Source organism: Colwellia sp. PAMC 20917 (assembly GCF_001767295.1).
Lineage (GTDB): Bacteria > Pseudomonadota > Gammaproteobacteria > Enterobacterales > Alteromonadaceae > Colwellia_A.
Map to the genome: position 1 here is coordinate 3,588,160 of NZ_CP014944.1, position 14,067 is coordinate 3,602,226.

The following is a 14,067-nucleotide window of genomic DNA, read 5'->3' on the forward strand; positions in this document are numbered from 1 at the left end:
TATATCCGTTTTTATAGGCTAAGGTTTTAATCATTAAGGCGTAAAACTACCAACACCTAACTCATCGATGTTACTACTTTTGCTCGTATGATGACTGTTGGCTAGGATGTCTTGTGGAGAATACGCAATGCGTAAGCCCATTTCACTTTCTTCGCGCACTAATTCACCGCGCAGCGAGTTAGCATAAACATCAGTAATTTTAATATCAACAAATTGACCAATGACCGTGTGAGGAGCAACAAAGTTAACTGTGCGGTTATTTTCTGTTTTACCGCGTAATTCCATCGGATTTTTCTTTGAAGGACCTTCAACAAGGATACGCTGTTCCGTATTCAACATTTGACGTGCAATACGTAATGCTTGATGGGTAATTTGGTCTTGAAGTACTTTTAAACGTTCTTTTTTAGTGATATCAGAAATATCATCAATCATATCTGCTGCTGGTGTACCAGGGCGCGCACTGTAAATAAAACTAAAGCTTAAATCGAAATCTACCGCTTTAATTAAATCCATTGTTGCTTGGAAATCAGCATCTGACTCACCAGGAAAACCAATAATGAAGTCTGAACTCATGCAAATATCTGGACGTGCTTTCTTTAATTTTCTAATTTGTGACTTATATTCTAATGCAGTATGACCACGTTTCATTTGCGTTAAAATTCTATCTGAGCCACTTTGTACCGGTAAATGTAGGTGACTCACTAACTCAGGAACGTCTTTGTAAACCTCAATGATATCATCGGTAAATTCAATCGGATGTGATGTTGTATAGCGAATACGGTCAATGCCATCAACAGTAGCAACCAAACGCAATAATTCTGAAAAGCGACAAATTTCATCATCGTGCGTAATACCACGATAGCCATTAACGTTTTGTCCTAATAAATTAACTTCACGTACACCTTGTGCAGCAAGTTGAGCTATTTCATATAATACATCGTCAAGTGGACGACTGACTTCTTCACCACGAGTGTAAGGTACAACACAGAAGGTACAGTATTTACTACAGCCTTCCATAATCGACACAAAAGCGCTAGCGCCATCAGCTTTAGGTTCAGGAAGACGATCAAACTTTTCAATTTCAGGAAAGCTAACATCAACAACAGGATTATGATCACCAGTAACTTGTTGGATCATTTCAGGCAGGCGGTGCAATGTTTGTGGACCAAATACCATATCAACATAAGGCGCACGCTGGCGAATAGCATCACCCTCTTGAGAAGCAACACAGCCACCAACACCAATTAATAAACCAGGTTTATTGTCTTTTAGATGTTTCCAACGCCCTAGCTGATGAAAAACCTTTTCTTGTGCCTTTTCGCGTATAGAACAAGTGTTTAATAAGATGACATCAGCATCTTCAGCTTCTTCAGCCAATACAAAACCATGCGTTGAGTCTAATAATTCCGCCATTTTCTGCGAGTCATACTCGTTCATTTGGCAACCCCAAGTTTTGATATATAGCTTTTTACTCATTAACTTTCCACTCATTAAATATTTAAAAATTTAGACACACTAACATGAAATTTATTGCTTCACAGTTAGTTCAATTTAAGGATGCATATTTTACTCCTTCTTGACGCTTGACGCCAGTACCCGATTCAACTTTAAGTGGCGCGGGTCTATCTGATTTCAATTATTGCCCGCAACCATTAATAATATTCGTATAACTGATATAGGTTGGTTAGAATAACTTTGAAGAATCATTAAATAAAAAGTGTAAATTTTATGAGCAATTTTGATTGTGTAGTTGTCGGTGGTGGTATGGTTGGCGCGGCTAGTGCGTTATCTTTGGCAAACTTAGGGTTAACTGTGGCTATTGTCGAATCAAAGCAACCCGTCTGTTTTAATGAAACACAAGCACTAGATTTACGTGTTTCAGCTATATCGCTTGCTTCTGAGCATTTGTTGACACAATTGGGCGCTTGGCCACAATTAAAACAATGGCGAATGTGTCCTTATAAACGATTAGGTGTTTGGGAAAATCAGGCAAGTTATACCGAGTTTAACGCCGATGACATTGGGCAATCTCATCTTGGCCATATTATTGAAAATCGCTTAGTTCAGCTTGCCTTATGGCAGCAAATTAAAACTCACAGCAAAGTGACTTTATTTGCACCAGCGAGATTAGAAAGCTTTATTGAACATCAAAATGAAATAGCAGTAAGCTTGGCAATTAAATCGGCTGAAAAAGAGTGTGGCGAAATAGAACAAATTACCACTCAATTATTAATTGCGGCTGATGGCGCTCATTCACAAGTAAGAAAACTAGCTAATATAGGTATAACGGGTTGGGATTATCAGCAATCAGCAATGCTTATTAATGTTGAAACTCAACATTTACAACAAGATATTACCTGGCAACAATTTTTTCAGACTGGCCCTATGGCTTTCTTACCCCTGCCAGGAGAAAGTCAATTAGGTGGTTATGCTTCCTTGGTTTGGTATCATCAAAAAAACGAGATAAAAAGGTTGTCGGCTTTATCTAATGAACAACTACAAAGTGAAATCATTGAAAAATTTCCACAACGAATAGGTCAAATAAAGGTTATTAATAAAGGGGCATTTCCACTGACTCGTCGACATGCTAATACCTATCAAAAAGATCGAGTATTATTATTAGGTGATGCAGCGCACACCATTAACCCCATGGCAGGGCAGGGAGTAAATCTTGGCTTTAAAGATGTTAAGGCCTTACAAACCGTCATAGCCAGTGCGATTGGTAATAATGAGTGTTGGCACTTGCCTGAGGTTTTATCACGTTACGAAGCTAAGCGACGAATAGACAATCTATTGATGATGACGACGATGGATTCACTGTATGCAACGTTTAGCCACCCATCACCAGCTATTAAACTCTTTCGAAACCTAGGGCTGACTATGGCTAATAAGATACCTTTTTTAAAAAATAAGGCTTTAGCTTACGCTTGTGGTGTATAAGTTGAAGTGTAAATGGGTCTTAAAAGAAATTTTTCAATGCAGTAAGAGATTAAGTCTCAAGATAATATGTATTGGGTGTTTAAAGTAAGATTTGAAAATAATGGCAGGGGTAAGAGGATTTGAACCTCTGAATGACTGGATCAAAACCAGCTGCCTTACCGCTTGGCTATACCCCTGTAATGTCACTTATTTTCTAACAACTATCATGATGATATCTGTTAATTAGAATGGTACGGGTCAAGAGACTTGAACTCTCACATCTTTCGATACTGGAACCTAAATCCAGCGCGTCTACCAATTCCGCCAAACCCGCATTACTTCTAACACTACTAAGCGTTAATAGCCTTGTAGATAAATCAAATAATTATTATGTCACTCAGTAATGTTTACTACTTTTTTAATAAAGATTAATTACTTTTAAAAAAAGGAATCTTAAACAATAAAGTGGCAGGGGTAAGAGGATTTGAACCTCTGAATGACTGGATCAAAACCAGCTGCCTTACCGCTTGGCTATACCCCTGTAGGTATTCTAAATAACAAGTAAATATGACACTTATTATGTTTAATATTAGTTTTAATAAAGACTGATTGAGTTTTAAAAAAGGAATGTTAAACAAGAAAGTGGCAGGGGTAAGAGGATTTGAACCTCTGAATGACTGGATCAAAACCAGCTGCCTTACCGCTTGGCTATACCCCTGCAATGTTACTTACTTTCTAACAAATATCATGATGATAAATGTTAGTTAGAATGGTACGGGTCAAGAGACTTGAACTCTCACATCTTTCGATACTGGAACCTAAATCCAGCGCGTCTACCAATTCCGCCAAACCCGCATTTCTTCTAATACTACGTTCACTACTAAGAGTTAAATGGTGGCTACACCGGGATTTGAACCTGGGACCCCATCATTATGAGTGATGTGCTCTAACCAGCTGAGCTATGTAGCCTTTCCGTATTGCCTCTCAGCAAGTGGCGCGTATTATGCAAATCTGCTTAGGCTACGTCAACCGTTTTTTTATAATAAATGCTAATTTCTTTCTGTTTGCTTGTTTAGTCTACAAATTGGGCGTTTAATATTCTAGGAAAGCGCAATCTCTTTAAAATAAAAACAAGAACGCTAAGTTCTTGCTTTATTTTAAAGAACCGTAGATATCAAATAATGATTATTTTACGCGTTCTTTTGCTTCTTCTTCTAAATGTTTTGAGTATTTACCAATCTCGGCGATATGTTTAGCCACTTCTTTTGAAGGAACTTTACCAATAATAAATTCACCTGTTTCTAAAGCGCTATTAGATGCAGCAAAAACTAATAAATTTTGGCCGTTACATTCGATACTACCAAAAAGTGTACGAATTTTTAATTTATTTTGTTTCATAAATGAACGTAAGCGGTTCTTATCATTGGCCGCAACGTATTCACAAATACGAAGAGATATATTATCGGCTTTAGTCACAGGGGCAAAAGTTACTGAAGCGGCAATTAAGCTAGCAAGTAGGAGTGTTTTTTTCATGGTCTGCCTTTTTATTGTTTATTAAAGTAATAGGTTGTTGGTCTGACGTTGATAATTTCAACTTATATCAGATTGGTATTATGATAATTGTGGTATATTTTAGAAATAAAACAAGATATTTTTAAATTTTTTAAATTAAGTAGTCTATTGTTTTCATTGTTTTTTATTTATATCTTTTTCTTTTGCAGTCATTCTTTTACATTTAAATGACGGGTAATAACTTATTTTGAAAGACAAAAAAGGAGCCGAAGCTCCTTTTACTATTTAATTTATTCGCGTTAAAGCGTAAACATTACACGTTAAATCTGAAGTGAACCACATCACCATCTTTAACACGGTACTCTTTACCTTCTAAACGCCATTTACCGGCCTCTTTAGCCCCTGACTCGCCATTAAATTCGATAAAGTGATCATAGGCGATAACTTCTGCGCGAATAAAGCCTTTTTCAAAGTCGGTATGAATAACACCCGCAGCTTGTGGAGCCGTAGCATTTTGCTTTACTGTCCATGCACGTACTTCCTTTACACCTGCCGTGAAATAGGTTTGTAAGTGAAGCAAAGAATAACCAGCATTAATAACACGATTAAGCCCAGGTTCTTCTAGTCCAAGGTCAGCCATAAATTCAACACGGTCTTCATCATCCATTTCAGACAATTCGCTTTCAATTTCAGCACAAACAGCAACAACAATAGCACCTTCGGCATCAGCAATTGCCTGAACTTGATCTAGGTAAGGATTATTTTCAAAACCATCATCATTCACATTCGCGATATACATGGTCGGTTTTAGTGTTAAAAAGTTTAAGTAGTCTACCGCGGCTTTTTCTTCTTTAGACAATGTTAAAGAACGTATCATATGTCCTTCTTCAACATGCTTTAATATCTTTTCTAATACCGGCATTTCAAATTTAGCGTCCGCATCGCCACCTTTGGCTTTCTTCGCTAAGCGAAAAATTGCTCGTTCTGCTGTGTCCATATCAGACAAAGCCAGCTCAGTATTGATCACTTCTATGTCATCACTAGGGCTAACCTTATTAGCAACATGAATAATGTTGTCATTATCAAAACAACGTACAACGTGACCAATGGCATCGGTTTCACGAATGTTAGCAAGAAATTTATTTCCTAAACCTTCACCTTTCGAAGCGCCAGCCACTAAACCTGCAATATCAACAAATTCCATGGTAGTTGCTAGAACGCGCTCAGGGTTTACAATTTTGGCTAATGCATCTAAACGAGGGTCTGGCACGGGTACTACACCCGTATTCGGCTCAATAGTACAAAATGGAAAATTAGCTGCTTCAATACCTGCTTTTGTTAATGCATTGAAAAGTGTTGATTTACCTACGTTGGGCAAGCCAACAATACCGCATTTGAATCCCATGATAATACCTTAATTGTGTTGCAAAATTGTTTTAAAAGTTTAGTTATAGCGGCTTGAATGAATGCAAACGATTTTGAGCTTTCTTTAAATCGTCTGTTTGCCAGATGTCGATACATCGGCTTGCTTCATCAATCGCTTGATCTATTTTGTCTTGGTCAATAGCTGGTGCTTTGCCAAGTACATGTCCGGTAACGCGATCTCTATGACCTGGGTGGCCTATACCAATGCGTAACCGATAAAATTCTTTGTTATTAGCCATACACGAAATAATATCGCGTAAGCCGTTATGTCCACCGTGTCCGCCACCCTTTTTAATTTTACAGACGCCCGGTTCCATGTCTAACTCATCATGAGCAACAAGGATATTATCGACGGGTATACGGAAAAAATTTGCAAGAGGCGCTACAGACTGACCACTTCTATTCATAAACGTTGTTGGAACAAGCAAATGAACAACTTCGTTACCTATTAGGCCTTTGCCGTAAAGTCCGAAATATTTTTTTTCTGGTCTGAGGGAGATGTTGTAGCGAGAAGCAAGTTCTTCGACGAACCAAACTCCGGCATTATGACGAGTTTTTGTATATTCGGGGCCTGGATTACCCAGGCCCACAACTAGTTGAATAGTCATTTAAGCTTATACTTAATGATTATTCAGTAGCTTCAATTTCTTCAGCTTCATCAGTTTCTTCACTTACGCCTTTCGGTGCATTTAATGAAACAACAGCTTGATCATGATCTTCGCCTTTTGCTAATTCGTCAGATGTTACGCCTTTAGGCAAAGTAACGTCTGATAAATGCAATGTTTGACCAACTTCTAAATCAGCAACATCAACTTCGATGAACTCTGGAATGTCAGCAGGTAAACAGCTAATCGCAATTTCGTTAATCTGGTGAGTAATGTTGCCACCTTTTTTCTCTGCTTCTTCTTCGTTAAGGAAGTGAATAGGAGCGTTAACGTGAACTGCATGAGATGCATCAATGCGTAAGAAATCTAAATGCATTACAAGTTGCTTGAACGGATGACGTTGCATGTCTTTTAAAAGACACTCAACTGGCTTACCGTCGATGTTTACAGTTAAAACGTGAGAGTAGAATGCTTCTTCTTGTTGTGCACGGTAAACATTTTTGTGCTCTAACGTTAAAGAAATCGGCTCTTGGCCTTCACCGTATAAAATTGCAGGAACTTTGTTTGCGTGACGTAGGCGGCGGCTCGCACCTTTCCCTAGGTCAGTACGAACTTCAGCTTCTAAAGTAAATAAATCAGTCATTTTTTAATACCTAATATTAAAGAGTTAGTTGAGTTGTTTTTTGCGACCAAAAACAACAGTGAACCTTTACAACAATAAAAATAATTCAATCATCATAAAAGGCGCGGCATAATAACACCTCAACTTAAACATATCCAACGTTAATATGATTAATAACCTATTAATCATGGCTGCTTATTATGGGTATCATTGGGCTAAATGGCCGTTATAGATAATTTTTTATTGAAATTTAGGTGTTAGACCCGTTACCATTCAAAATACACTCTAGCAACCTGCGTCCTGAAAATGAGCGGGTATATGTGCCTCATACTTCTAATGCCTAATGTCGATAAGAGAATTAACTATGACAATTACATCTTTCTATCCAACTCCTCGTACTTTAATGGGCCCCGGTCCTAGTGATGTTTCACCTCGTGTTTTATCTGCTTTAGGTCGTCCGACCATAGGTCATTTAGATCCAGAGTTTGTGCAGATGATGGACGAAATCAAATCATTACTACAATACGCATTTCAAACCAAGAATGAATTAACGATGGCGGTTTCAGCGCCAGGCTCGGCAGGTATGGAAACTTGTTTTGTTAACTTAGTGGAACCAGGCGAAAAAGTGATTGTTTGTGTAAATGGTGTTTTTGGTTCGCGTATGGTGGAAAATGTTCAACGCATCGGGGCTCAAGCCATCGTTATAAACGATGAGTGGGGAACGCCTGTCGATGTTAATAAAGTAAAACAAGCTTTTAAAGACAATAGCGATGTTAAATTTTTAGCCTTTGTTCATGCTGAAACATCTACCGGTGTATTGTCTGATGCAAAAGCCTTATGTGCCATAGCCCAAGAAAACTCAGCGCTTTCTATCGTCGATGCAGTGACCTCATTAGGCGGTGTTGAATTAAAGGTTGATGATTGGGGAATCGATGCTATTTATTCGGGTAGTCAAAAATGTTTATCGTGTGTGCCCGGCATATCACCAATTAGCTTCAGTACTAAAGCGGTTGAAAAATTAACAAGTAGAAAGTCTGCAGTACCCAGTTGGTTTTTAGATTTATCGTTGGTTATGGGCTATTGGGGCGGTACAGGTAAACGTAGTTATCATCATACGGCACCGGTAAATTCTCTCTATGCTTTGCATGAATCTTTAGTGATGTTACAAGATGAAGGTTTAGAAAATGCATGGCAACGCCATAAAAACCAACACCTTAAATTAAAAGCAGGATTAGAAAAACTAGGCGTAGCGTTTGTTGTTGATGAACAATACCGTTTACCACAATTAAATACGGTATTAATTCCTCAAGGCGTTGATGATGCAGCTGTTCGCGAAACCTTACTTAATGAATATAATTTAGAAATTGGCGCTGGCCTAGGTGGTTTTGCTGGTAAAGCATGGCGCATTGGTTTAATGGGCTATGCGGCAAGAACTGAAAATGTGACCTTATGTTTAGCGGCTTTAGCGGATGTTTTAGAGAAATAGTCAACGTCTGACAAAAAGAATTAAGCGACCGTAGCTCCAGTGTTGTGTTAAATAAAAAAGCCCCGAGTCAAAAGATGACTCGGGGCTTTATTATTTATGAAGTTGTTTTATCAGTAAATGCTTAACTGTCAAACATTGCTGAAATAGATTCTTCGTTACACACACGGCGAATCGCTTCAGACAACATACCGCTTAAAGTAAGTTGACGAACAATACCAAGCGCTTTAATTTCGTCGGTAAGTGGTATTGAATCTGTTACCACTAACTCATCAATAACAGAATCTCTTAGGTTTTGCGCAGCATTACCTGAAAGAACTGGATGAGTAGCATAAGCAATAACGCGTTTAGCGCCATGTGCTTTTAATGCTTCAGCCGCTTTTGCTAATGTGCCACCAGTATCTATCATGTCGTCGACAATGATACAGTCGCGGTCAGCAACATCACCAATAATGTGCATAACTTGTGCAACATTGGCTTTTGGACGACGCTTATCGATGATAGCAAGATCGGCTTCATTGAGTAATTTAGCTACGGCACGAGCGCGAACAACACCACCAATATCAGGAGAAACTACAATCGGGTTATCTAGATCACGAGAAAGCATATCTTCAAGTAAAATAGGTGTGCCAAATACGTTATCTACCGGTACATCGAAGAAACCCTGAATTTGCTCAGCGTGTAGGTCAACCGTTAATACTCGGTCAACACCAACACTTGATAAAAAGTCAGCGACAACTTTCGCAGTAATTGGTACACGAGCACTACGTACACGTCTATCTTGGCGAGCATAACCAAAGTATGGAATAACGGCAGTAATACGACCAGCAGATGCTCGTCGTAATGCGTCAATCATCACAATTAATTCCATTAGGTTATTATTGGTTGGCGCACAAGTTGATTGAATAATAAAAACATCCGCACCGCGCACGTTTTCGTTAATTTCAACACTGATTTCACCGTCGCTAAAACTACCGACTTTGGCATCGCCTAAAGTCATATACAAGCGATCAGCTACTTTCTTGGCCAGTTCAGGGGTGGCATTACCCGTAAATATTTTCATGTCAGGCACGGTCAGTTCCTCGGAAACTATTGACATTTTAAGTTACGCTATTAGTAAACCTTGAGTTTACTATCAGCAAATTATTAAATTTTTTCCAGTGGTTCTTGGCATTTTTATGAAAATAAATTCTCAATGGTATTAATATTCTGCATTTTCTGTTTGCAATGTTATTAAGTTGTTAATAGCATTGCGTAATGGAGATGTATTGACACCTTTTGCCACAAAAGAAATTATTCCATTAGGAAGTAATGACTGGATGCGACAAGCCTCTTGCTCAGTATCAAAACGAGAAAAAATACACGCTCCGGTACCAGTCATTCGAGACGGGGCGTATTCTACCAACCAAGCCAGTAACTTGGCAACCTCGGGATACTTTTTTATTACTAACGTCTGGCAGTCATTGTGGCATAAGTCTATGTCTAACTTACTAATATCATCATTTAAATTAACTTTTGCCGTATTGCGAGTTAAGTCAGCATCAGTAAAAATACTGGCAGTAGAAATACTGACATCAGGTTTACTGACTAAAAACCAGCTTTCTTGAGGATAAACAGCAGTGAGTTCTTCACCAACACCCTCAGCAAAAGCAGCAAAACCATGAATAAAAATCGGTACGTCAGCGCCCAGTGATAGGCCAAGTTTTGCTAGCTCTGTGTTAGACAAATTGGCCTGCCACAGAGTATTTAATGCCAATAAAATAGTGGCGGCGTTGGATGACCCGCCACCTAAGCCACCTCCCATAGGGAGAATTTTTGTTATTTTTATTTGTGCACCTAAATATACGTTATTAAAAGTAGTCGAACTTTTTAGTAGGTGGCTTTGCAGTAACCGAGCTGCTTTTACAATTAAGTTATCTTCATGTAATACACCATCAATCGGCGTGAGTAATTCAATATTATTATCCTGAGTCTTCCTTATTTCTATGGTGTCGCTGTGATCTAAAAATTGAAAAATAGTTTCTAACTGATGATAGCCGTCGTTGCGTTGACCAATAATATGGAGGAATAAATTAAGCTTTGCCGGTGCAGGAAAACTCTGAAATTGCTGGTTAGTCTGAGTCATTACTTGTCACGTCCCATTGATGAACATTAATTTTAATGGTGATGTTATCTTGTTTTATGGTGAACTTCGTTGCTAGTTGATATTGGTCTACTTGTTGATAGCCACTATACTTAATAAACCATTTTTTTTCATCAGAGTAGCTGGTCAGTGTTTGGGGTAATTTTGTTGTTTCATTATACGTTATTTTATTATTAGCTAAATATGGTAAGCCTTTTAACCAGAAAGTCATCGCGTGTGTCGGTAATGTAAAACCTGTTAGCGAAGCAAGCAGGGTGTTTAAATCAGGGCTTTGGTAGCGCTCACCATCGACATTAATAACATGCATATTATTGACCGACTCTAAAGTAAAAACTTGAATACCTAGCACTGTGGTTAAATTTAGCATCTGGCGATTTTTATCTCCTTGGTAATGCCAATTTAATGTTAAGCTATGACGCTCATTAGGGCTAATTATGCCCATTTTCCCTTTTATTTTCCAATTCGACATTGCTGTGAGCTTTTTAGTGCGCTCGGTAATGTTTTGATGTTCAGTAATTTGCTGATGGTTATTCGTTAAAGAACTACAACCAGATAGAAATATCAGTAAAAAACTGAAAAAGAGTGGCAGCGATAAGGTAATTTTATTCATATAAACCATTATTATTGAGTTAATCGCCATAATATTGCGTTATCGCGTATTTGATGCTTTTAATTTTCTGCGATTTTTCGTAAAATTAACATCATTATTTATCATAGATCATAGGTTTTTTATAAAACTTGATTAATAATGTCGTTAATAAAAAGATTAATGGAAAAAAAATTGCTATCGATAATTTTTATTTCTTATATTAATCGTCTTAAAAAGGCTGAATCGTTCCGTTATGTCTATAGTTGCTGTTGGAATCAATCACAAAACTGCCCCTGTTGCCGTGAGAGAAAAAATCTCTTTTAATCCCGACAATTTAAGTGTGGCATTAACTGAATTACTTGGAAACGTAGAATGTCGTGAAGCGGCTATTTTATCAACATGTAATCGTACAGAGCTGTATTTAGTTCAAGAAGGCGATGTAAGGGTTACCCAAGAAAAAGTTGTCCGCTGGTTAGAAAAACATCACAATGTTCCTGCTTCAACTATTACGCCAAGTTTATATTGGCATACTGATCAACAGGCCGTTAACCACATGATGCGGGTTGCTTGTGGCTTAGACTCTTTAGTTTTAGGCGAACCGCAAATCTTAGGTCAAATGAAGCAAGCCTATAGCCAAGCGAAAGCTGCTGGTTCTATGTCTTTAGTCATGGACCGTTTATTTCAACGTACTTTTGGTGTTGCTAAACAAGTTCGCACTGAAACTGAAATTGGCGCGAGTGCGGTTTCGGTTGCTTTTGCATCGGTAAATCTAGCAAAACATATTTTTGCCAGTCTTGAAAATGTAAAAGTACTATTAGTGGGGGCCGGTGAAACTATTGAACTGGTTGCTAAACATTTATACGAGAATAAAGTGGGTAAAATAACTGTTGCTAACCGCACAATTGCCCGTGCAGAAGCAATGGCTGGTGCTATTGGCGCTGACGTTATTACCTTGGCGCAAATCCCTGACAAAATGGCTGACGCCGATATTGTTATTAGTTCAACCGGTAGTACTTTACCCATTATAGGTAAAGGTATGGTTGAACACGCATTAGGAAAGCGTAAGCATCGTCCTATTTTTATGGTTGATTTAGCGGTTCCTCGTGATATCGAAGAACAGGTTGGTGATCTAGAAGATGTTTTTCTATATACGGTTGATGATTTACAAGGCATTATCGCGAAAAATTTAGCCAATCGTCGCAAAGAAGCGGTTCAAGCTGAGGCAATAGTTTCTACTCAATCTGATGTGTTTATGTCATGGCTTCGTGGCTTAAATACCCAAGATACCGTTATAGATTACCGTAAACAATGTTTAGAACATCGCGATTTGTTACTTGATAAAGCATTGTTACAACTGCAGGGTAATAAGTCACCAGAAGCTATTTTGGCTGAGTTAGCCACTAAGTTGACCAATAAATTTATGCATGCACCCACTAGCGCTATTCAATCGGCGGCCCAAGGTGGCGAATTAGATAAATTGGTATACTTACGCGATATTTATAACATTAAATAACGGTCTCGAGCTTACAACACACCCAAACCGTATTTTGATGAACATTTGAGCTTAGCTGGGTATTTACAGCTTTTTTACACCTTTGATTGAAAGTGCTCAACTAACCCTTTAAACTGCACATCACCAATTTTTATCCGCTGTTTCCTAATTATAAGATTTCTTAATGAATAAATCTGTTTATCAAAAACTTGAAATATTAGTCGAGCGCTTTGAAGAAGTTCAAGCCTTGCTTTCTGATCCTGGAACACTTTCAGATCAAGAAAAATTTATTGCCTTATCAAAAGAGTTTTCTCAATTAGAAGCAGTCACTAGTGTGTTTAATGACTACCAAAGCGCAGAAGAAGACTTTGCTTTAGCTGAAGAAATGCTAAAAGATGAAGACCCTGAAATGCGTGAAATGGCGCAAGAAGAATTTAAATCAGCTAAGAAAACCATTGAAGAATTAGCCGATCAATTACAAATTTTACTATTACCTAAAGATCCAAACGACAACAATAACTGTTTTGTTGAATTACGTGCAGGAGCCGGTGGTGATGAAGCGGCAATTTTTGCTGGCGACTTATACCGCATGTATAGCCGTTACTGTGAAAAGAAAGGCTGGCGTATTGAAGTTATGAACACTAATGAAAGTGAACAAGGTGGCTATAAAGAAGTCATTTTCAAAGTGCTTGGAGAAGGCGTCTACGGACAAATGAAGTTCGAGTCTGGTGGTCATCGTGTGCAACGTGTTCCTGAAACTGAATCTCAAGGTCGAGTGCATACTTCTGCTTGTACCGTTGTTGTTATGCCTGAGATACCAGAAGCTGACGCGATTGAAATTAATAAAGCAGATTTAAAAGTTGACACTTTTCGCGCATCAGGTGCGGGTGGACAGCACGTTAACAAAACTGATTCTGCCATTCGTATTACCCATATTCCAACAGGCGTAGTTGTCGAGTGTCAAGAACAACGCTCTCAGCATAAAAACCGTGCGCAAGCGATGTCGGTATTACAAGCTCGCTTACAACAAGCAGAAGATGAAAAACGCCGCAGTGAAGAAGAGTCTTCACGTCGTAATTTAGTGGCAAGTGGTGATCGTTCAGAACGAATTCGTACTTACAACTATCCGCAAGGACGTATGACGGACCACCGTATTAACTTGACTTTATATCGTTTGAACGAAGTTCTTGAAGGTAACTTGCATTTAGTCCTAGAGCCTATTATGTTAGAAAATCAAGCCGATTTACTTGCGGCTCTTGCTGAGCAAAACTAGTTAT

General features: G+C 38.4%; 12 protein-coding genes and 6 tRNA genes. 4 read left to right on the forward strand and 14 right to left on the reverse strand.

Annotated elements, in window-relative coordinates; all coding sequences use genetic code 11:
- Positions 1-33 precede the first annotated feature (33 nt).
- Positions 34-1,476 (reverse strand): tRNA (N6-isopentenyl adenosine(37)-C2)-methylthiotransferase MiaB, encoded by a 1,443-nt coding sequence (gene miaB, locus A3Q34_RS15370; protein WP_070376149.1) that lies wholly within the window; start codon positions 1,474-1,476, stop codon positions 34-36.
- A gap of 252 nt (positions 1,477-1,728) precedes the next feature.
- On the opposite strand from miaB, the gene A3Q34_RS15375 reads away from it, so the two are divergent.
- Positions 1,729-2,940: an FAD-dependent monooxygenase gene (locus A3Q34_RS15375; RefSeq protein WP_070376150.1), complete on the forward strand. Its 1,212-nt coding sequence runs from the start codon at positions 1,729-1,731 to the stop codon at positions 2,938-2,940.
- A gap of 101 nt (positions 2,941-3,041) precedes the next feature.
- Here A3Q34_RS15375 and A3Q34_RS15380 read toward each other — a convergent pair.
- The 10 genes from A3Q34_RS15380 to A3Q34_RS15425 all read right to left on the reverse strand — a co-directional run bounded on the left by A3Q34_RS15380 (position 3,042) and on the right by A3Q34_RS15425 (position 7,104).
- Positions 3,042-3,116, reverse strand: a tRNA-Gln gene (locus A3Q34_RS15380).
- A 52-nt stretch (positions 3,117-3,168) separates the two neighbouring features.
- Positions 3,169-3,253: transfer RNA gene (locus A3Q34_RS15385), tRNA-Leu, on the reverse strand.
- A 132-nt stretch (positions 3,254-3,385) separates the two neighbouring features.
- A tRNA-Gln gene (locus A3Q34_RS15390) sits at positions 3,386-3,460 on the reverse strand.
- Positions 3,461-3,562: 102 nt separating this feature from the next.
- Positions 3,563-3,637, reverse strand: a tRNA-Gln gene (locus A3Q34_RS15395).
- 52 nt (positions 3,638-3,689) lie between these two features.
- Positions 3,690-3,774, reverse strand: a tRNA-Leu gene (locus A3Q34_RS15400).
- Between the two features lie 37 nt (positions 3,775-3,811).
- Positions 3,812-3,888, reverse strand: a tRNA-Met gene (locus tag A3Q34_RS15405).
- A 216-nt stretch (positions 3,889-4,104) separates the two neighbouring features.
- Positions 4,105-4,452 (reverse strand): DUF3718 domain-containing protein, encoded by a 348-nt coding sequence (locus A3Q34_RS15410; RefSeq protein WP_070376151.1) that lies wholly within the window; start codon positions 4,450-4,452, stop codon positions 4,105-4,107.
- Between the two features lie 292 nt (positions 4,453-4,744).
- Positions 4,745-5,836 carry a redox-regulated ATPase YchF gene (gene ychF / locus A3Q34_RS15415; RefSeq protein WP_070376152.1) on the reverse strand — a complete coding sequence of 364 codons (1,092 nt, stop codon included), beginning with the start codon at positions 5,834-5,836 and terminating at the stop codon, positions 4,745-4,747.
- A 43-nt stretch (positions 5,837-5,879) separates the two neighbouring features.
- Entirely contained in the window at positions 5,880-6,464 is a 585-nt protein-coding gene (gene pth, locus A3Q34_RS15420; RefSeq protein ID WP_070376153.1) for an aminoacyl-tRNA hydrolase, read from the reverse strand.
- A 19-nt stretch (positions 6,465-6,483) separates the two neighbouring features.
- The gene (locus tag A3Q34_RS15425; protein ID WP_070376154.1) at positions 6,484-7,104 is read right to left on the reverse strand and encodes a 50S ribosomal protein L25/general stress protein Ctc; all 621 of its coding nucleotides are present in this window, start codon (positions 7,102-7,104) and stop codon (positions 6,484-6,486) included.
- A gap of 343 nt (positions 7,105-7,447) precedes the next feature.
- On the opposite strand from A3Q34_RS15425, the gene A3Q34_RS15430 reads away from it, so the two are divergent.
- A complete protein-coding gene (locus tag A3Q34_RS15430; RefSeq protein ID WP_070376155.1) occupies positions 7,448-8,569 on the forward strand; it encodes a pyridoxal-phosphate-dependent aminotransferase family protein in 1,122 nt (373 codons plus the stop codon).
- A 121-nt stretch (positions 8,570-8,690) separates the two neighbouring features.
- Here the strand turns inward: A3Q34_RS15430 and A3Q34_RS15435 are convergent, their stop codons facing one another.
- The 3 genes from A3Q34_RS15435 to lolB form a co-directional block, all read right to left on the reverse strand.
- Complete coding sequence (locus tag A3Q34_RS15435) at positions 8,691-9,638, reverse strand: ribose-phosphate pyrophosphokinase (RefSeq protein WP_070376156.1); 948 nt, start codon at positions 9,636-9,638, stop codon at positions 8,691-8,693.
- A 129-nt stretch (positions 9,639-9,767) separates the two neighbouring features.
- On the reverse strand, positions 9,768-10,691 hold the full coding sequence (gene ispE, locus A3Q34_RS15440; protein WP_070376157.1) for a 4-(cytidine 5'-diphospho)-2-C-methyl-D-erythritol kinase: 924 nt from the start codon (positions 10,689-10,691) through the stop codon (positions 9,768-9,770).
- Complete coding sequence (lolB, locus tag A3Q34_RS15445) at positions 10,678-11,319, reverse strand: lipoprotein insertase outer membrane protein LolB (RefSeq protein WP_197517604.1); 642 nt, start codon at positions 11,317-11,319, stop codon at positions 10,678-10,680. The genes ispE and lolB overlap by 14 nt, the downstream gene beginning before the upstream one ends.
- A gap of 232 nt (positions 11,320-11,551) precedes the next feature.
- On the opposite strand from lolB, the gene hemA reads away from it, so the two are divergent.
- Entirely contained in the window at positions 11,552-12,811 is a 1,260-nt protein-coding gene (gene hemA, locus A3Q34_RS15450; protein WP_070376159.1) for a glutamyl-tRNA reductase, read from the forward strand.
- 163 nt (positions 12,812-12,974) lie between these two features.
- Positions 12,975-14,063 carry a peptide chain release factor 1 gene (prfA, locus tag A3Q34_RS15455; protein ID WP_070376160.1) on the forward strand — a complete coding sequence of 363 codons (1,089 nt, stop codon included), beginning with the start codon at positions 12,975-12,977 and terminating at the stop codon, positions 14,061-14,063.
- The last annotated feature ends 4 nt before the right edge of the window (positions 14,064-14,067 follow it).

Excerpts from the sequence above, each read along its gene's own strand:
- miaB (WP_070376149.1), bottom strand. The coding sequence starts at position 1,476 with ATGAGTAAAAAGCTATATATCAAAACTTGGGGTTGCCAAATGAACGAG.
- A3Q34_RS15375 (WP_070376150.1), top strand. The coding sequence starts at position 1,729 with ATGAGCAATTTTGATTGTGTAGTTGTCGGTGGTGGTATGGTTGGCGCG.
- A3Q34_RS15410 (WP_070376151.1), bottom strand. The coding sequence starts at position 4,452 with ATGAAAAAAACACTCCTACTTGCTAGCTTAATTGCCGCTTCAGTAACT.
- ychF (WP_070376152.1), bottom strand. The coding sequence starts at position 5,836 with ATGGGATTCAAATGCGGTATTGTTGGCTTGCCCAACGTAGGTAAATCA.
- pth (WP_070376153.1), bottom strand. The coding sequence starts at position 6,464 with ATGACTATTCAACTAGTTGTGGGCCTGGGTAATCCAGGCCCCGAATAT.
- A3Q34_RS15425 (WP_070376154.1), bottom strand. The coding sequence starts at position 7,104 with ATGACTGATTTATTTACTTTAGAAGCTGAAGTTCGTACTGACCTAGGG.
- A3Q34_RS15430 (WP_070376155.1), top strand. The coding sequence starts at position 7,448 with ATGACAATTACATCTTTCTATCCAACTCCTCGTACTTTAATGGGCCCC.
- ispE (WP_070376157.1), bottom strand. The coding sequence starts at position 10,691 with ATGACTCAGACTAACCAGCAATTTCAGAGTTTTCCTGCACCGGCAAAG.
- lolB (WP_197517604.1), bottom strand. The coding sequence starts at position 11,319 with ATGAATAAAATTACCTTATCGCTGCCACTCTTTTTCAGTTTTTTACTG.
- hemA (WP_070376159.1), top strand. The coding sequence starts at position 11,552 with ATGTCTATAGTTGCTGTTGGAATCAATCACAAAACTGCCCCTGTTGCC.
- prfA (WP_070376160.1), top strand. The coding sequence starts at position 12,975 with ATGAATAAATCTGTTTATCAAAAACTTGAAATATTAGTCGAGCGCTTT.